Origin of the sequence: Ruminococcus sp. 1001713B170207_170306_F1 (assembly GCF_015668065.1) — a bacterium.
In the GTDB taxonomy this organism is placed as follows: domain Bacteria; phylum Bacillota; class Clostridia; order Lachnospirales; family Lachnospiraceae; genus Blautia_A; species Blautia_A faecis.
The window spans coordinates 58,864-78,293 of sequence record NZ_JADPEX010000007.1; the positions used below are offsets into that span (position 1 = coordinate 58,864).

Below are 19,430 nucleotides of genomic sequence, written 5' to 3' on the forward strand. Positions count from 1 at the left end.
AGCCATGGTTAATCCGTTATAATTTTCATATATAAATACATGAAAAAAGTGTTTTTTCAGAAAATTGTATGTTGCTGGTCATGGGGTGGACAGCAACGACTATATGAAGGGGGATTTTTCTATGACGAAAATGAAGAAGATTTGCATACCTGTTCTTGCAGCTGCAGCCCTTGCATTTTCAGTTCCCGGAACTACGCAGGAGGCAGAGGCTTCCTGTAATACTTACCGTGTGAATGTTGTTACTGGATATCTGGCTTTGCGGACAGATACATCCTATAATAGCGGTAATGAGATCGGAGAACTTTACAGTGGTGATCTGGTGGAGGTACTGGATTATACTGGCGCCACTGGTTACTGGTATGTATACTCTCCTAAGTATGACGATTTCGGATATGTGAATAATGATTATCTGGATTCTGTGACATCTTCCGTATCTTCCTATAATACAATGTGGACCGTAAGCGTTTCCACCGGATATCTGGCTCTTCGCAATGCACCGGAATATGATGCATCTAATGAAATCGGTGAGCTCTATTCGGGAGATACCGTCTGGGTTTCCGACAGTAGCAATTCTCAGTACTGGTATGTGTATTCCCCGAAACTGGACGGCTATGGATATGTGAACCAGGAGTACCTGTACAGAGAAGAGGGACTGGATACAGATTCCAGCTATTTTGGCGAAGTAAGAACGGTCAGTGTAGCCAAGGGCTATCTGGCACTTCGCAATATGAAGGCATATGATGCTTCCAATGAAATCGGGGAATTATATTCCGGCGATACCGTACAGCTTCTGGACACAAGTGATTCCCAGTACTGGTATGTGTATTCCCCGAAATATGATACCAATGGATTTGTAAACAAAGATTATCTGGTGGGTGGAAATGCATATGCTACCTTGTATGTAAAAGTGCCTACCGGATATCTGGCTCTTCGATCCGCTATGGGATATGATGCGGCAAATGAGATTGGTGAACTGAATACCGGTGATACTGTGGTAGTAATTGATTCCAGTTCAGATAAATACTGGTATGTATATTCTCCACGCCTTATGAAATACGGATATGCAGATTGTAATTATATATTCTGCAATTGATGAGCAGGAAAGAAAAACAGCCTCTGACTTTTTTACTGGGAAAGTCAGAGGCTGTTTTTGAAATAACTATAATTTTTATAACTGCACACTTGAATTCATATCCTACGCGATTGGTATAGTTGTTACTGTTTACTCCGTGACCAGTAACGTATAGTTATCTTTATAGAAATTTCATACTTTCTCTGATTGAACAAAAAAACCTGCAATGCTATACTAAAATTAAAATATATTTGAAAAACAGGAGTGTGATAAATTGCAGGGTACCACAGAAAACTATATTCACCTTGAAAAGGTTTCTAAGATTTATGGAACGAAAGAAGTAAAAATAATCGCGGTAGATGAGATCAGCTTTAACATAGCTAAAGGCGAGTTTGCCGTGATCGTAGGGCCCAGTGGTGCTGGCAAGACTACGGTTCTGAATATTCTGGGCGGAATGGATACTGCCACCAGCGGTCAGATCTGGGTAGATGGAAGGAATATAGCGAAATACAATAACCGCCAGCTCACCAGCTACCGCAGGGACGATATTGGATTTGTTTTTCAGTTTTATAATCTGGTTCCCAATCTGACAGCCTTGGAAAACGTAGAACTGGCAGGACAGATCTGTAAGAACCCCATGGATCCGAAAACTGTTTTGGAAGAGGTGGGGCTGAAAGACAGACTTGGAAATTTTCCTGCCCAGTTATCAGGTGGTGAACAGCAGAGAGTTTCCATTGCAAGAGCTCTTGCTAAGAATCCGAAGATGCTCCTTTGTGATGAGCCAACAGGCGCTCTGGATTACCAGACTGGTAAGGCGATTCTCAAGCTTTTACAGGATATGTGCCGCCAGAAGGGGATGACAGTAGTGGTTATCACTCATAACTCTGCATTGACGCCTATGGCAGATCGCGTGATTAAAATAAAGAACGGCAAGGTGGCACAGATGACTTTGAATGCCCACCCAACCCCGGTAGAAGAAATTGAGTGGTAGGTGAGAGATGAAAGCATTAAGAAAAGAATTCTGGATGGAGATCCGAAAAAGCAAATCCAGGTTTATCTCCATTCTTCTGATCGTGGCTCTTGGAGTGGCCTTCTTTTCCGGTATTCAGGCTTCCTCGCCGGATATGCGCTATTCCGGGGATGCCTATTATGATGAAAGCAGCCTGATGGATATCAAGGTTGTGGGCACAATGGGCCTGACATCTGATGATGTTTCTTCCATAGAAAGTATAGATGGCATCGAGTCCGCAGAAGGTGCCTGGTCTGCCGATGTGATGTGCGGAGAAGGCCAGAAGCAGAAGGTTCTTCACATTGAATCCATAAATGACACAGTGAATAAACTGGATGTGCAGGAGGGACGCCTTCCGGAAAAAAGTGGAGAGATTTTTCTGGATAGCACATTTGCCTCTGCCAATGAATATAAGGTAGGAGATAAGGTTGCTTTACGTGAAGATGGAGATTCCACCCTTCTTGTGACCACAGAATATACGGTAGTGGGAACTGGAAGAAGTCCTCTTTATATTTCCTTTAATAGAGGAAATACTACCCTTGGAACTGGTGAAGTCAATGGATTTGGATATGTGCTTCCAGAAGATTTTGACCAGAAAATTTATACGCAGATTTATGTGACCGTTCATGGGGCAAAGGGTCTTACAAGTTATACAGACGGTTATGAGAATCTGATCGCCAAGATCAAAGGCCGTGTTGAAAACATAGCGGATGATCGCTGTCAGATCCGCCTTGCAGCTGTGAAGGCAGATGCACAGGAGGAAATCGATGATGCCCAGAAGAAGCTGGACGATGGGAAAAAAGAGGCAGATGAAAAGCTTGCTGACGCAAAAGAAGAACTGGATAAAGGTGAAAAGGATTTAGAAGACGGCAGGAAAGAGTATGAAGATGGAAAATCCCAGTTAGAAGACGCAAAAACAGAGCTTGCCGATGGAAAAAAACAGCTGGAAGATGCGAAGACAGAGCTTGCTGATGGGAAAAAACAGTTAGAAGATGCAAAAGCGCAGCTTGCTGATGGAAAAAGTCAGCTGGAATCTGCCAGGAGTCAGCTTTCCTCCAGCAAAAGCCAGCTTGACACTGCCAGAAGCCAGCTGGATGATGGATGGAGTCAGGTAAATGCAGCAAAAGCCCAGCTTGCTGACGGACAGGCTCAGCTTGATTCCGCGCAGAAGCAGGTAACCAGTGGTCTGGCAGAATTAGAGGAAAATCAGAAGACTTTAGATGAAAATAAAGCGAAACTTGCAGATGGAAAAGCCCAGATTGAGGCAGGCGAGCAGCAGTTAGAAGCCGCAAAGCAGACTTTGACAACAAAGCAAAGTGAACTGGATCAGTCAAAAGCGGAGATCATTGCCGGACAGCAGCAGATCGAAAGTACCAGAACCCAGTTAAATGCCCAGAAGCAGCAGATTACAGATGGACTTTCCCAGGTATCAGCAGGAGAAGCACAGCTTCAGGATGGAATAAGTGCTTTGGAAAGTGCAAAAGCTCAGCTGACGGAGCTGCAGAGTCAGCTTGAGATAGTACGCGCAAGTTACAACGCAGCACTGGAAAATCCGGATGCTTCCCAGGAGGAAATAGATATTCTGGCAGCTCAGGTGTCTGCACTGGAAGAACAGGAGGCGGCGGTAAGCCAGCAGATTCAGGCAAGTGAAGCGCAGATTGAGAGTCAGCGGCAGCAGCTTGCAGCGACCAGAAGTGAGTTGGAAAGCGGGCTTGCAGCAGTCGAGGATGGACTTTCCCAGCTTTCTCAGAAAGAAAGCGAGCTGAATGCTGGACGGGAACAGATAACAGCAGGTCAGGCAGAGATTGACGCCGGATGGATTCAGATTCAGGAACAGGAGAATACTCTTGCTGCTTCGAAAGCTGAGATAGAGGCAGGGGAACAGGAACTGGAAAAAGGTCAGAAGCAGTTAAAGGCAGCAAAGAAAAAACTGAATAAAGCCCAGAAAGAAATTGATTCCAATGCAGAGACCCTGGCTGCCGGACAGGCGGAATTGGATGCCAATGTGGCAAAGCTGAATGACAGTGAAGCGCAGTATGCTTCCGGTCTGGAACAGTATAATTCCGGTGCCCGGCAAATCGCGGAAAATGAGGCAAAGCTTACTTCCGGAGAGCAAGAAATTGCAGAAAATGAGGCGAAGCTTGCCGATGGTGAGAAAGAAATCGCAGACAATGAGAAGAAGCTTGCAGACGGTGAAAAAGAGATTACAGACAATGAGAAAAAGCTTCAGGATGCGGTTAAAGACTTAAAAAAAGGTGAGAAAGACCTTGCAGATGGAAAGAAAGAGTACGAAGACGCCAAAAAAGATGCGGAGGATGAGATTGCCGAGAATCAGCAGAAGCTGGATGATGCGAAAAAGGAACTGGAAGATCTGGAAATGCCGGAGTGGATGGTCACAGATAGGGAGGAGCTTCCGGAATATACGGATTACGGTGATAATGCAGACCGTCTTCGAAACATCGGTCAGGTTTTCCCGGTCATCTTTTTCCTGGTAGCGGCATTGATCAGTCTTACCACTATGACTCGTATGGTGGAGGAGCAGCGAACCCAGATCGGTACCTTGAAGGCATTGGGATATAAGAAGTCTGCTATTGCAGCAAAATATATCTGTTATGCATTTTTTGCAACTCTTCTTGGCAGTGTGCTGGGAATGCTGATCGGAGAGAAAATCATTCCATACATTATTATAACTGCTTATGGGATTATGTATCACAATGTGGCAAATACCATTTCCATTGATTATCAGCCTGGCTTCGCATTGATCGCTTCCACAGCCTCTGTTGTATGTACAGTTGGAGCGACTCTTTTTGCAAGTGGAAAGGAGCTGCAGGAGACACCGGCCTCTCTTATGCGCCCACCGGCTCCGAAAGAGGGCAAGCGGGTATTGCTGGAGCGGCTCACATTTATATGGAAGCATTTAAGCTTTTCCTGGAAGTCCACAATTCGAAATCTTTTCCGTTACAAGAAGCGCCTGATCATGACGGTCTTTGGAATTGCAGGAAGCATGGGACTGATGCTGGTTGGCTTTGGGATTCAGGATTCCATCAGTGATATTGCCGCTATTCAGTACCGGGAGCTTCAGCATTATGACGGAATGGTGATTGAGGACAGCGATGCTACAGAGGAAGAACATGCAGAGCTGTTTGAATACATGAAGGAAAATGAGCAAATCGCCCATTGCAATCGGGTACAGATGACGAAGATCAGTGCTCCGAAAGGCAGCTCCAACATCAGTATTTATCTGTTTGTGCCAGAGAGCCTGAGTGAGTTTGCAAGGGATGTAACCTTAAAGAACCGTATTACCGGGGAAACATATGAGCTTACCGACGAAGGTGCTGCTATTTCCGAGAAAACAGCATCCCTGCTGGGATTAAAGGTGGGGGATATGATTCCCCTGAAAAAGGGAGATAAGGAATATAAGGTGAGGGTGGCTGTGATCACAGAGAATTATATGAGCCATTACCTTTATATGACGCCCAGGGTTTATGAGCAGACGTTCGGGGAAATGCCGGAGTATGAGAACATTGTGTTTACTATGCAGGAAGACTGCAAGGATGATCTGGAAATGGCAGGAACCCGGATCCTTGCTAATCCTGGTGCTCTCAGCATCAGTTATACCAGTAGTCTGGCATCACAGGTTGACCGTATGCTGAGCACTCTGGATGCGGTGATCCTGGTGCTGATCGTTTCCGCAGGAATGCTGGCTTTTGTGGTATTGTATAATCTGAATAATATCAATATAACAGAAAGACAGAGGGAACTGGCAACTTTGAAGGTGCTTGGATTCTATGACGGAGAGGTCTCTCAGTATGTGCTTCGGGAAAACGTGATCCTGACAGTGCTTGGAATTATGTTTGGAGCAGTGTTTGGAATTCTCATTCACAGGTATGTGATTACTACGGTTGAGGTGGATGCAGTTATGTTTGGACGTAATATTAAGCCGTTGAGCTTTTTATACAGTGGAATTCTGACAAGTATATTTTCCATTGTGGTGAATGGGGTGATGCATTTTAAGCTGAAAACCATTGATATGGTGGAATCCTTAAAGAGTGTGGAATAAAAATTATTGTAATTGTGAAATTTTTAAATTAGCTTGACAAGCCGGAAGAATGCAATTATAGTTATATCCATAAAAGTGGCGGCTTTTTCCGGCTATTTACAAGGAGATCAGACCGCTGCAGCGAAAAGCGTTGAAGAAGAGGAGTAAGTAAATGCCCTCCCAGAGAGAAATGTCCAGGGATAACTGTGGTGGAAGACATTTCGAGATCCGCATTCACTGAAGGTAGCTTCTGAGCCGGGAAACTGAACAGGCAGTGATATCTGCAGTAAGTTTTCACGCAATTCCAGCGTTACAGGAAAGAGATATGTGTACAACAGAGCGAAGACTGTAAATACATTCAGGGAAACAGTACTTTGCATTTTGCACATAATGAAGGTGGTACCGCGTTAATTTCGCCCTTCACACAATTGTGTGAGGGGCTCTTTTTTTAGGAGGAAAATTATGAGCAAAGAACTTGCAAAGACCTACGATCCAAAAGGAATCGAGGAACGTCTTTACCAGAAATGGATGGACAACGGATATTTTCATGCAAAAGTAAACCCGGATAAGAAACCATTTACCATTGTTATGCCGCCGCCAAACGTAACAGGACAGCTGCATATGGGACATGCACTTGATGAGACCATGCAGGACATTCTCATCCGTTTCAAGAGAATGCAGGGCTACGAAGCACTGTGGCAGCCGGGAACTGACCATGCAGCTATTGCTACAGAGGTTAAGGTTACTGAGAAACTGAAAAAAGAAGGCATCGACAAGGCAGAAATCGGCCGTGAGAAATTCCTGGAATATGCCTGGGAGTGGAAAGAAGAGTACGGCGGAAAAATTATCAACCAGCTGAAGAAGCTTGGTGCTTCTGCAGACTGGGAGCGAGAGCGTTTCACCATGGATGAGGGATGCTCCAAGGCCGTACAGGAAGTCTTCATCAAGTTATATGAAAAAGGCTACATCTACAAAGGTTCCCGTATTATCAACTGGTGTCCGGTATGCCAGACTTCCATTTCCGATGCAGAGGTTGAGCATGAGGATCAGGACGGATTTTTCTGGCACATCAATTACCCGGTTGTTGGAGAAGAAGGAAAATTCGTGGAAATCGCAACAACACGTCCGGAAACACTTCTTGGAGATACTGCAGTTGCAGTAAACCCGGATGATGACCGTTACAAAGACATTGTTGGCAAAATGCTGAAGCTTCCTCTCACAGACAGAGAGATCCCGGTTATTGCCGATGAGTATGTTGATAAAGAATTTGGTACCGGATGCGTAAAGATCACACCGGCACATGACCCTAACGATTTCGAGGTTGGAAAGAGACACAACCTTCCGGAAATTAACATCATGAATGATGATGCTACCATCAATGAGCTGGGTGGTAAATACGCCGGCATGGATCGTTACGAAGCAAGAAAAGCCATGGTAGAGGATCTGGACAAGCTTGGTCTTCTGGTAAAGGTTGTTCCGCACAATCACAGCGTTGGAACTCATGACCGCTGCCATGCAACCGTAGAGCCGATGATCAAGCCTCAGTGGTTTGTAAAGATGGATGAAATGGCAAAAGCTGCTATCAAGACTCTTGAGGATGGAGATCTGAAATTCGTTCCGGAGCGTTTTGACAAGACTTACCTTCACTGGCTGGAGAACATCCGTGACTGGTGTATTTCCCGTCAGCTGTGGTGGGGACACAGAATCCCGGCTTACTACTGCGATGAGTGCGGTGAGACTGTAGTTGCAAGAGAAATGCCGGAAAAATGTCCGAAATGCGGATGTACGCATCTTCATCAGGACGAGGATACGCTGGATACCTGGTTCAGCTCTGCTCTGTGGCCATTCTCCACACTTGGCTGGCCGGATAAGACACCGGAACTGGAGTACTTCTATCCAACAGATGTACTGGTAACCGGATATGACATTATTTTCTTCTGGGTTATCCGTATGGTATTCTCTGCTCTTGAGCAGACTGGCAAGACACCGTTCCATCATGTACTGATCCATGGTCTGGTAAGAGATTCCCAGGGCCGCAAGATGAGTAAATCCCTTGGAAATGGTATTGACCCGCTGGAAGTAATCGACAAGTACGGCGCAGATGCTCTTCGTCTTACTCTGATGACTGGTAATGCACCTGGAAACGATATGCGTTTCTACTGGGAGCGTGTAGAATCCAGCCGTAACTTTGCAAATAAGATCTGGAATGCTTCTCGTTTCGTTCTTATGAATCTGGAAGGAAAGGATGTAACGGAGCCGGAGATTGGTTCTCTTTGCGCTGAGGACAAATGGATCCTTTCCAGACTGAACAATGTGATCAAAGAAGTAACCGACAATATGGAAAAATATGAGCTGGGTATTGCGGTTCAGAAGATCTATGATTTCCTGTGGGATGAGCTTTGCGACTGGTACATTGAGATCGCCAAGGTTCGTCTGTGGAAGGCAGAAGAGGATCCAAAGGCGGCAAACGAGGCTCTCTGGACACTTCGCACAGCGCTGACCCAGGGACTGAAGCTGCTTCATCCGTTTATGCCATTTATCACAGAGGAAATTTATTGCACACTGCTTCCGGAGGAAGAGTCCATAATGATCTCTGACTGGCCGGTATATAAGGACGAGTGGAATTCTCCTGAGGCTGAGCTTGCAATCGGAAGTTTCCAGGAAGTTGTCCGTGGCATCCGTAACACAAGAACCAGCATGAATGTTCCGCAGAACAGAAAAACACATCTGATCATTGTTGGAAAAGATGCTGCTATCTGTCAGATGTATGAGAACAGCAAGAAATCCTTTGCAAATCTTGCTTTTGCAAAAGAAATCCATGTTCAGCAGGATAAGACTGGTATCGGTGAGGATGCAGTTTCTGTTGTTGTTTCCAATGCAGTTGTTTATATGCCTCTGGAAGACCTTGTTGACAAGGAAAAAGAACTTGAGAGACTGACAAAGGAGCAGGAGAGACTGACTAAGGAAATCGCCCGCTGTGAGGGAATGCTGAATAATCCAAATTTCGTAAATAAGGCTCCTGCTGCCAAGGTTGATGCAGAGAAGGAGAAGCTTGCGAAGTACAAAGAGATGAAAGATAAGGTTGAAACACAGCTTGAGCAGCTTAAGAGATAAAAAGGAGATTTTGCATGAAGCTGAGCAAATTTTGCAATAAGATTTCCCTGATTCTCCAGGCACTCTGGTGCACAGTGCTCTATTTCCTTATAGAGGCACTGTGCCGCCATTCTGTAGTGGAGGCCTGGGATTATATGACGGGAAAACCGTTGGTATTTGCTTATAATACGATGTTTATTTTTACTACAATGCTGATCGTTTATCTGTTTCACAGGCGGTGCTTTTGGAGAGTTGTGGTTTCCGTTTTCTGGCTGTTTCTGGGAATCGTAAACTGTATTCTTCTGATGAACCGTGTTACACCATTTACCGGACCGGATCTGCATATGCTGACGGATGGTATTGCAATCATGCAGAAATATCTGCCGTTTTATGGTGTGGTGATCGGATGTATTTTGATCGGAATTGTGGTGCTGGGGCTTTTGATCCTACTGGTCAAGGGACCGAAGTATGAGCAGAAGATTAAGTACCGGTATGTGATTCCGCTGGTAATTGCTGGTTTTGTGGCTTTTGGAGGCGTGACACAGCTGGCTCTTGAAAAAAGGGTTTTGTCTAATTATTTTGGCAATATTGCGTTTGCTTATGAGGATTATGGTTATCCTTATTGTCTGGCGACTACTATTTTTAATACAGGCATCAGTGAGCCGAGGGATTATTCTGAGGATGAGATTAACCGGATCGAGAAGACAGAGTCCAATCTTCCAAAGACCAAGGAGGATGGAAAGAGACCGAATATTCTGTTCCTTCAGCTTGAGTCTTTCTTTGACCCGACACTGGTAAATTACCTGGATATTTCTGAAGATCCAATCCCGAACTTCAGGAAGCTGATGAAAGAGTATTCTTCCGGATATTACAAGGTTCCTTCTGTTGGAGCTGGTACGGCAAATACGGAATTTGAGACCATTACAGGTATGAGTCTTCACTATTTTGGACCAGGTGAATATCCTTATAAGAGTATTCTTAAGGAGACTACCTGCGAAAGTGTGCCCTATGTTCTGAAAAATCTGGGGTATTCTACACATGCGGTACATAATAATGAAGCCAACTTCTATGGAAGAAGGTCTGTTTTCCCCAATCTGGGATTTGACACCTTTACTTCTGAAGAGTATATGGCAGATGAGAACCTGCAGAATCCTCTTGGATGGGTAAAAGACAGTGTGTTGACGGATGAAATCATTAAGTGTCTGGATTCTACTGACAGTCCGGATTATGTGTATACCATTTCCGTGCAGGGACATGGTGATTATCCAAGCGAGCCCATTCTGGACAATCCTTCTATTACAGTTTCCGGTTCTCCTACGGATGAGCTGAATTGTAAATGGGAGTACTATGTGAATCAGATTCATGAGATGGATCAGTTTGTGAAAGAGTTAACAGATGCTTTGGCAGACTATCCGGAGGATGTGATCCTGGTTATGTATGGGGATCATCTGCCGACTATGGGACTGACTGTGGAAGATCTGAAAAATAAGTATCTTTTCCAGACGGAGTATGTAATCTGGGATAATATGGGACTTACCAAGAAGGATGAGAATCTGGCTTCTTATCAGATCGCAGCAGAGGTTCTGGACAGAGTTGGTATTCATGAGGGTACGATCATGAAATATCATCAGGCAAGAAGAAATACCAAGAATTATCAGGTCGATCTGGAGACACTGCAGTATGATGTGCTGTACGGTCAGCGATATGCTTATGGAGGAGAAAATCCTTTTGAGAGAACAAAGATGCGGATGGGACTTTATGATGTGACCTTAGATTCCATTCGGTTAGTGTCGGATACAGATTGGACTTATTATATCCAAGGCACGAATTTCACCCCGTCCAGTCAGGTGAAGCTGAATGGGGAGTGGTATGATACGGCATATGTAAGTCCGAACATGCTGGTGATCTCGGGTACGGAGCTGTCGGATTTTGACAGACTGGCAGTTGTACAGAGAAGTAACAGTTCGACGAGGAAGGCTCTTAGTAAGAGCTTTGACAGAGCGGTTTATGCATTGTATGATAGTCAGTGGAAGGTGAATTCCCGATAGGAACGTTTCCCGGCTGGGCACCTGGTCTCATCAGGTCTGCTCTGAGCGCGGTGTGCGGCCCAAAAAAATTAAAAACATCAGAATTTTGCTGAAACCGAAGAAAGGAGAGGACAAATTTGCTCCGCTGGAGCTCAGACTGTGTCCTCTCCTTTATTAACCCCAAATTCTGCCGTATGAGATTTTTTCGGAACCTCTCTGATTTCTTCTGTGCGAGGTTTGTCGGATAAAAAGTTACGATTAGGGGTGGACTTCTGGTGTGACTATTATATAATGGTAGAGTAATGTAACGATTCAGAAGGCAGTATTCTGCCAGGCTTACTATGAGCATGAGAAGTTACGGACGAAATACGATAGATAAATGGTGGTTTAGATTATGAATTACGAGGAAGCGGTTGCTTATATTGAGGAGACTCCGAAGTTTACCAAAAAGAACAGTCTGGAGCATACGAAGGAATGTTTGAGGAGACTGGGGAATCCACAGGAGAAGTTTAAGGTGATACATGTTGCGGGAACGAATGGAAAGGGGAGTACCTGTGCGTTTCTCACATCTATTCTCAGGGAGGCAGGGTATTCCTGCGGTCTGTTTACGTCTCCCCATCTGGTGAAGATCAACGAGCGGTTTCAGATCAATGAGGTGAATATTGATGATGACACCTTTTTGAAAGCTTTTGAGAGAGTGAAAGTGCTGGCGGACGAGCTTGTGGCTGAAGGTAGTTACCATCCTACTTATTTTGAGATGCTGTTTCTTATGGGAATGGTGATCTTTGCAGAGGCAGGGGTGGACTATGTGACTTTGGAAACCGGGCTTGGCGGAAGGCTGGATGCGACTACAGCGGTAGAGAATCCTGTGGCTTGCGTGATCACATCTATCAGTCTGGATCATATGCAGTTTTTGGGAAATACGGTAAGAGAGATTGCAGGGGAGAAGGCTGGAATCATTGTTCCGGGAGTTCCTGTAATCTATGATGGAAATGACAAGGATGCGGCAGAAGTGATCGCTGCGAAGGCAAAGGAGCTTGGAAGTCCGGCTTATAAAGTAATTCAGGCTGGAGCAAAGGTACTGGGAAATAATAAAGACGGCATTGATTTTTCCCTGGAGGACGATTATTATGGGGATACCAGGTTCCATATTCCTTTTATTGCATGGTATCAGGTGATGAACGCATCTCTGGCGCTTACAACTATGGAAGTGCTGAAAGACAGGATTCCGGTGACCATGGAACAGCTGCAGGCAGGAATTGCAAATACCAGATGGCAGGGCAGAATGGAGACCATTTTGCCGGGCGTGATCGTGGATGGTGCGCATAATGAGGATGGCGTGCGCAGGTTTGTGGAGACTGCAGAGCGGTTTCAGAAGGAGTATCCGCTGACACTTTTATTTTCTGCTGTGAATGATAAGGATTACCAGGATATGATCCATACAATTTGCAGTAGGATAAAATTCCGTAAAGTTGTGACCACAGAGGTTGGGGGATACCGTGAGGTGCCGTCTGCGGAGCTGGCAGAGATCTTTTGCAAAGAAGGCTGTAAGGATGTTGGAAACTCTGATAATATTGAAGAAGCTTTTCATATGGCGCACGAGGCCAAAGGAGAGGACGGAATGCTGTTCTGCGTGGGTTCTCTTTACCTGGTGGGAGAGATTAAGACACTCTTGTTGAAAAAGTAAATTGTCTGCAGAAAAAAGAAAACATGGGATTTCTGGTTGATTTTTCAGGAGTCTGTGGAGGAATTTTATGATCGATTACGAAGAGGAACTGAAGAAATTTGAGCCCTGTCTGGATGTGACAGACGCGGAAGAGGCTATTTACGATAGAGAGCTGACGGATATTCTGGACATTCTTCAGGAAATGCTCAGGGAGTCCAAAAGCGGACGCAGGATGAAATAGAATAGGAGATACTTAATGAACTGTATGAATTGCGGTGCGTTCCTGGCTGATAAGGATCTGGATTACTGTCCTCATTGCGGGTGCAACGTCCTGATCCAGAAAAAGGTGGAGTATCTATCCAAACTTTATTACAATCAGGGCTTGGAGAAGGCAAGTATCCGGGACCTTTCAGGAGCTGTTAACTGTCTGAAGCAGAGCCTTACCTTTAACAAGAGAAATATCCAGGCGAGAAATCTTCTGGGTCTTGTGTATTTTGAAATGGGAGAGGTGGTCGCTGCTCTTAGCGAGTGGGTGATCAGTAAGAATCTGCAGTCTACCCGGAATATTGCGAATGAATATATTAATCGTCTTCAGGCGAATTCGAATAAACTGGATGCTATTAATGAGACAATAAGAAAATATAATAATGCCCTGGCTCTTTGCAGGGAAGGTCATGAGGATATGGCTGCTATTCAGCTTCGCAAAATTCTGAACCAGAATACCAAGCTGATCAAAGGCTATCACCTGCTGGCGCTGATCTATATGAAGAATCATGACTGGGGCAAGGCAAGAAGAACCTTGAAAAAGGCGGCTCGTATTGATAAGACCAATACAACTACATTACGTTTTCTTCGTGAAGTAGATGAGAGAACTGGTGTAACGACCAGACTTGAGAAACAGAAAAAAGGACTTTTTGGTGCCAAGGGCAAGACAGAAGGTTCGGATGAGATTTCCAGAAGTACTGTGGTACAGCCGGCAGTTTACAGGGAAAATTCCAGAATTTCACTGTTTGTGACACTTATGGCGGGTGTGGCAGCAGGTGCGGCTGCATTTTGGTTTCTGGCAGTTCCGGCTATCAAGCAGGGGATTTACAGAGAAGCCAATCAACAGATTGTAAAGTACAGCGAGTCTCTGGTCAGCCAGGGTGCGGAGCTTTCCAAAGCCCAGGGTGAGGCGAAGGAATCCGGAGATGTGGCAGAGGAAATCACCCAGCAGCTTGATGCCGAGCAGAAGAAGAGTACCAGTTATCAGGCACTTCTGAATGCGTATGCAGCGTATACACAGAATGAGTATGATGCAGCTGCATTGGAAATCCAGAAGGTTTATGAAGATCAGCTGGGAGATGATGTAATGGGAATTTACAATACCATCTGTTCAGCTACTGGTGTGTCTGGAATCACGGAAGACAGTAAGTCTGAGGGCAGCGAAGATTCCTCTGATTCCGAAAGCAATGATGGAACTGACAATACAACAGATGGTTCTGAAACGGATTCCTCTGGTTATGACAGTTCTTACAATGATGCATCTGGTGACAGTGGGTATGATGAATCCGGATATTCTGATTACAGCGACGAAAACGGCTATTATGATGAAAATGGTGATTTTCAGTATTATGAATAAAAATTTCTGAATTACAATAATGAGAAACCTCTGAACCGGGGATGTGCGGGATAGACCTGCACATCTCTTTTTCTTTTTTCTGTGCAGAGGGTCAAAATAGAGTAAAAAAGGGGGATTTTATTTATGAAACCTGTTTTTGAAACTACGGGAACCTGTCTGAATATTAAACTGCCTGAGGAACTGGATCATCCGGCTTCTGAGCTGATCCGGAGAGAATCAGACAGGATTATGGGAAAAATATATATCAGAACCATTTGTTTTGACTTTGGAAATACTGTTTTTATGGACAGTTCGGGCGTAGGTTTGATCATGGGGAGATACCGGGCTCTGGGGATGCGCTCTGGCTGCATGAAGGCCTGTCATGTAAACGGATATATTGAAAAATTGCTGCGGCTTTCAGGTGTGAGTAAATTTCTGGAACTGGAAAGAACAGAAAATGAGATGCAGCTGGAAGGGAGGGGAGTCTGATGGGAAATTCCAACGAAATGACCATTATTTTTGACAGCCGTCCGGAGAATGAAGGGTTGGCAAGGGTAGCTGCCGCGGCATTTTGCACCCAGCTGAACCCCACACTGGAGGAAGTAGCAGATTTGAAAACGGCTGTGTCAGAGGCTGTAACCAACTGTATCATCCATGGCTATCAAGGAGAGGTACATAAGATACGGATGAAGTGTGTCAGAAAAGAGAGAACAATTTATCTGGATATTGAGGATGATGGCATAGGAATTGCAGATGTGGAAAAAGCAATGGAGCCCTTATATACGACCCGCGCTGATCAGGACAGATCAGGAATGGGGTTTACTTTTATGGAAGCATTTATGGATGAGGTTAAAGTCACCTCACAGGTTGGAAAAGGAACCTGTGTGCATATGAGCAAAAAAATCGGTAATTGATCAGGAGGAAACATGGATCACACTCTTGCTCTCATTGGGCGCATTCACCAGGGAGATAAAGAGGCAAGAGATACTTTGTTTTCGGAAAATATGGGACTGGTATATAGCGTTGCCAGGCGTTTTCTGGGGAGAGGGGTGGAAATGGAGGATCTTTTTCAAATTGGAAGCATCGGGCTTTTGAAGGCTGTAGATCATTTCAATCCTGAATTTGATGTGAAGTTTTCTACTTATGCAGTACCAATGATCATTGGAGAGATTAAGCGGTTCCTTCGGGATGATGGAATTCTGAAGGTGAGCCGCTCCATAAAAGAGAATCAGTATAAAATCTGTAAAATGAGGGAGGAATTGGAGAAAAAGTTAGGCCGTGAGCCGGATCTAAGAGAACTTTCAGATGCTATGGATATGCCGATGGAAGAATTGGCGATGACGCTGGAATCGGCTGCAGAGGTAGATTCTATTTACAAGACTGTGTATCAGGGAGATGGAACGGATTTGCAGCTTGTGGACAGGCTTCCGGAAAAAGAGGATCGCCATGAAAAGCTTTTGAACCGGATTTTTCTGGAGGAGATTCTGGAAAAACTGGAAGGAGAGGAGAAAAGACTGATTGTATTTCGGTATTTTCAGGATATGACACAGACAGAGGTTGCAAAAAAAATGGAAATGTCCCAGGTTCAGATTTCCAGAATGGAAAAAAGGATATTGAAGAAGCTAAGAGAAATCTCCCACAAATTGTGACGCACATCTTGCAGAAAGCCTTTTTCAAACACGCTCTGGAAAAGGAGAAAAAAGCAAAGTATTTTCTCATATTTTCCAGAGCATTATTGGGTGTTAGAATTTAATCTCTTTTCCTTCCAGACGCCACTGTCTGAACTCTGCAGAAGCAGAGAGAAGCAGGTCAGAAGAGGAGTTAAGGGCTGTCTCAACTGAGTCCTGGATAACTCCGATAATAAAGCCTACGGCTACAACCTGCATGGAAATGTCGTCAGAAATTCCGAAAAGGGAGCAGGCCATAGGAATCAGAAGGAGGGATCCGCCGGCAACACCAGAAGCACCACATGCAGAAAGGGCTGCAAGAAGGCTGAGGATGATAGCTGTTGGGATATCAACGTGGATTCCAAGGGTAAAAGCAGTTGCCATTGTCATAACGGTGATGGTGATAGCAGCTCCGTCCATGTTGATGGTTGCACCAAGAGGAATGGTTACGGAATAGGTGTCACGGTCGAGCCCCATCTCCTCACAGGCTTTCATATTTACTGGAATATTGGCAGCAGAACTTCTGGTGAAGAATGCGGTGATGGCACTTTTTTTCAGGCAGTGCAGAATCAGCGGATATGGATTCTTTCGGATACACCAGTAAACCAGAAGCGGGTTTGTTACAAAGTAGATGAAAAGCATGCTGCCTACCAACAGCAACAGTAGTCTTCCATAGGTAGTGAAAATGTCTAATCCATTGGTGGATACGGTGTTAAATACCAGACCGAAGATTCCGAAGGGTGCCAGGTTGATGATCCAGCTGACCACCAGGGATATTCCGTCTGCAATGTCAGCAAGGACTTTTTTTGTGGTGTTATTTGCTGTACGAAGGGCAAGACCAAGAAGGATGGCCCAGGTAAGGATACCTACATAGTTTGCATTCACCAGGGAAGATACCGGGTTGGCAACAATATTCAGAAGAAGGTTGCTGAGGACCTCCACAATACCCTGTGGGGCACTGGCGTCTGCGGCTGCATTGGTAAGTGTCAGGTGTACAGGGAAAATCATGCTGGCGAAAACGGCAATCACAGCTGCCAGTACAGTGCTGAACATGTAAAGGGCAACTACTGTTTTGATAACGCCGCCATGGGATTTTCCTGCGTTGCACAGTGAACTGAGAACCAGAAAGAATACCAGAAGGGGTGCGATGGCTTTCAGAGCACCTACAAATACATCGCCAAGGATGGCAATGCTGGTTGCACCGGGGGCTGCAACTCCAAGGATGGCACCAAGAATCAGACCAACGACGATTCGTTTCACCAGTGCAATCCCGGTCCATTTGTTCCATAAATTTTTCATTTGTTTCTTTACCTCTTTCCCTCTTTAATTTGATAAAAGATTAATCAATTAATTATATAGTATGCAGGGAGGATTCGCAATAAAATATATGATGAAATTGATGAAAATGAGAGACTTTTTTGGAAAAAAGAAAAAATAGAGAAAAAAATCCGGGTAAGGAGGATCATAAAAACCTCTTACCCGGGTTTGCAAATTAAAAAAATTATTTAGCAGCAGCCTGTTTGCCAAACAGTGTATTCTTGTACTTGGAAAGTGCAGTGAGAAGTACCATTCCAAAGATTCCGCAGGAAATGATCTCTCCGGCACCTACCGTAAGCATCATAAGTGGAATCGGAAGATTGACGGAATAGCCGTAACGAAGTACGAATGGAACCAGAACTGCATTGGCTACGATTGGTGGAACTGGCGCCAGCCATTTGTTGCTGTTACGAAGTTTGTAGGTAAATACAGCTCCGATGAGGGTAGCGATACTTCCGAATGCAATATCCAGAGGAATTGCACCGCCAAGCAGGTTGGCAAGGATACAGCCTACAAAAAGACCAGGAATGGCAGCTGGTGTGAAGAATGGAAGAATGGTCAGGGCCTCGGAAATTCGAACCTGAATCTCTCCATAACTAAACGGTGCAAACACCAGTGTCAGTACAACATAGACAGCCGCAATCAGCGCTGCCTGCACCAGAAACAGGGTACTTTTGTTTTTCATATTCATTTGTCTCCTTTAGTTTTGTTTTACGAGTGGAAGGTCACGAACACTCGATTCATTTTGCGCCGGGAATCGGCGGAAAAGCCGCTTAAGACCTTATTTTTCTGGGCTTTTCAACGGGCATGAGTATAGCATATTTAGGAGAGAAATGCAAGGGGAAATGTGGTCGTACCCACAATTTACCCACAATGGAATTTTAATAATCAAAAAGTTGCTTTAATGCTGCCAATTGGAGAGGATAATTGGCATTTAATTATTCAAAAGGTTGGATAAGACTTAGGGAACTAACTACCGCGTCATATTGGCTACATAATTCATTTCGGTGCAGATCTCGATATGCACTAAAAAAGTCTTCCCATGAATTATCATCTTTTAATATAGGATTGTTAAAATCGCGCAGGATTTTTTCTTTCCATGCCTGGTATATTGTACTGTCAATGGTTCCATCCAGATAGAGAGCACGAGTCTTTTTCCAAGCTGTTAAAAACGTATTTAAAACAGAATCTGTAAATAAAATTGCAAGGCGAGCTGTTTCTGTGCAGGGATCGGTTTCGTTACAAGCATCAAACCACAAAGAAACTGAGCCATCATCTAACGCAAATAATCTTTTTATATAATCTGAATAGGTTTTTGCTGCAGGTTCTTCATTTCCTGCAGTAGAATCATCTCTTAAGCCAAAGAGCCAGTCAATAGAACAATCACATGTTTCTGCCATTTTTATAAGCGTCGGTGTTGGTGGCACTTTGGAACCATTCTCGTAGGCTGAAATTGAAGCCATTGTACATCCTACCTTTTCTCCAAATTCTTTTTGGGTAGAACCATCTCTTTTTCTCAATTCTCTTAAACGCTCGGGAATAAAATTTATTTTTTTCGTCATAATATTGAGCCTCCATAAAATTATTTTAACGTTATCTTTGTTTATTACATATTATCACTGTACATGTAAAAAATCAATAGAAATTAACAATAAAAACCTGTATTGACAAAATATATATTACAGTTCATAATATCAATATAAATTAATAAATATCAACGATAAAAGGAGAGGACAACATGAGAGAAGCGAGAAAAGAGATGCCAGAAATTAAAACTGGAAAGATTGAACAAGCGTGTGCAAGGTACGGATTAGGACGGAATACCATGCGTAAGGTAGCAGGTGAAGCCGGTGCAGAAATTAAGATTGGTAAATGTTATCTGATCAATTTTTCAAAAGTAGATGCTTACATGGACAGCCTGGCAAACTAAAAATGGTATC

At 44.3% G+C, this 19,430-nt stretch carries 15 protein-coding genes; 12 read left to right on the forward strand and 3 right to left on the reverse strand.

Annotation, left to right across the window (positions count from 1 at the left end; all coding sequences use genetic code 11):
* Nucleotides 1–121 precede the first annotated feature (121 nt).
* The 11 genes from I4V84_RS06390 to I4V84_RS06440 all read left to right on the forward strand — a co-directional run bounded on the left by I4V84_RS06390 (nucleotide 122) and on the right by I4V84_RS06440 (nucleotide 16,155).
* Nucleotides 122–1,093 carry a hypothetical protein gene (locus I4V84_RS06390; RefSeq protein WP_226815465.1) on the forward strand — a complete coding sequence of 324 codons (972 nt, stop codon included), beginning with the start codon at nucleotides 122–124 and terminating at the stop codon, nucleotides 1,091–1,093.
* A 253-nt stretch (nucleotides 1,094–1,346) separates the two neighbouring features.
* Entirely contained in the window at nucleotides 1,347–2,063 is a 717-nt protein-coding gene (locus I4V84_RS06395; RefSeq protein ID WP_118583251.1) for an ABC transporter ATP-binding protein, read from the forward strand.
* 7 nt (nucleotides 2,064–2,070) lie between these two features.
* A complete protein-coding gene (locus tag I4V84_RS06400) occupies nucleotides 2,071–6,141 on the forward strand; it encodes an FtsX-like permease family protein (RefSeq protein WP_195991449.1) in 4,071 nt (1,356 codons plus the stop codon).
* Nucleotides 6,142–6,582: 441 nt separating this feature from the next.
* Nucleotides 6,583–9,234, forward strand: a complete 2,652-nt coding sequence (locus I4V84_RS06405) for a valine--tRNA ligase (protein ID WP_118583247.1) — start codon at nucleotides 6,583–6,585, stop codon at nucleotides 9,232–9,234.
* 14 nt (nucleotides 9,235–9,248) lie between these two features.
* Nucleotides 9,249–11,261 (forward strand): LTA synthase family protein, encoded by a 2,013-nt coding sequence (locus I4V84_RS06410; protein ID WP_195991450.1) that lies wholly within the window; start codon nucleotides 9,249–9,251, stop codon nucleotides 11,259–11,261.
* Nucleotides 11,262–11,634: 373 nt separating this feature from the next.
* Nucleotides 11,635–12,927 (forward strand): folylpolyglutamate synthase/dihydrofolate synthase family protein, encoded by a 1,293-nt coding sequence (locus tag I4V84_RS06415; protein WP_173735234.1) that lies wholly within the window; start codon nucleotides 11,635–11,637, stop codon nucleotides 12,925–12,927.
* A 67-nt stretch (nucleotides 12,928–12,994) separates the two neighbouring features.
* Nucleotides 12,995–13,147, forward strand: a complete 153-nt coding sequence (locus tag I4V84_RS06420; protein WP_021925740.1) for a hypothetical protein — start codon at nucleotides 12,995–12,997, stop codon at nucleotides 13,145–13,147.
* A gap of 15 nt (nucleotides 13,148–13,162) precedes the next feature.
* Complete coding sequence (locus I4V84_RS06425; RefSeq protein ID WP_173716392.1) at nucleotides 13,163–14,527, forward strand: hypothetical protein; 1,365 nt, start codon at nucleotides 13,163–13,165, stop codon at nucleotides 14,525–14,527.
* A 123-nt stretch (nucleotides 14,528–14,650) separates the two neighbouring features.
* A complete protein-coding gene (locus I4V84_RS06430; RefSeq protein ID WP_173716393.1) occupies nucleotides 14,651–14,995 on the forward strand; it encodes an STAS domain-containing protein in 345 nt (114 codons plus the stop codon).
* Nucleotides 14,995–15,420, forward strand: coding sequence for an anti-sigma F factor (spoIIAB, locus tag I4V84_RS06435; RefSeq protein WP_118583239.1), 426 nt, complete (start codon nucleotides 14,995–14,997; stop codon nucleotides 15,418–15,420). The genes I4V84_RS06430 and spoIIAB overlap by 1 nt, the downstream gene beginning before the upstream one ends.
* A gap of 12 nt (nucleotides 15,421–15,432) precedes the next feature.
* A complete protein-coding gene (locus I4V84_RS06440) occupies nucleotides 15,433–16,155 on the forward strand; it encodes a SigB/SigF/SigG family RNA polymerase sigma factor (RefSeq protein WP_195991451.1) in 723 nt (240 codons plus the stop codon).
* Between the two features lie 93 nt (nucleotides 16,156–16,248).
* Here I4V84_RS06440 and sstT read toward each other — a convergent pair whose 3' ends face one another.
* From sstT to I4V84_RS06455, 3 genes are all read right to left on the reverse strand, one after another.
* Entirely contained in the window at nucleotides 16,249–17,472 is a 1,224-nt protein-coding gene (sstT, locus tag I4V84_RS06445; protein WP_118578572.1) for a serine/threonine transporter SstT, read from the reverse strand.
* Between the two features lie 202 nt (nucleotides 17,473–17,674).
* Nucleotides 17,675–18,175, reverse strand: a complete 501-nt coding sequence (locus I4V84_RS06450) for a QueT transporter family protein (protein WP_148461260.1) — start codon at nucleotides 18,173–18,175, stop codon at nucleotides 17,675–17,677.
* A 253-nt stretch (nucleotides 18,176–18,428) separates the two neighbouring features.
* Nucleotides 18,429–19,052 (reverse strand): helix-turn-helix transcriptional regulator, encoded by a 624-nt coding sequence (locus I4V84_RS06455; protein WP_148461261.1) that lies wholly within the window; start codon nucleotides 19,050–19,052, stop codon nucleotides 18,429–18,431.
* A gap of 176 nt (nucleotides 19,053–19,228) precedes the next feature.
* Here I4V84_RS06455 and I4V84_RS06460 point away from each other — a divergent pair, with 176 nt between their 5' ends.
* The gene (locus I4V84_RS06460; protein WP_148461262.1) at nucleotides 19,229–19,420 is read left to right on the forward strand and encodes a DUF6462 family protein; all 192 of its coding nucleotides are present in this window, start codon (nucleotides 19,229–19,231) and stop codon (nucleotides 19,418–19,420) included.
* Nucleotides 19,421–19,430 lie beyond the last annotated feature (10 nt).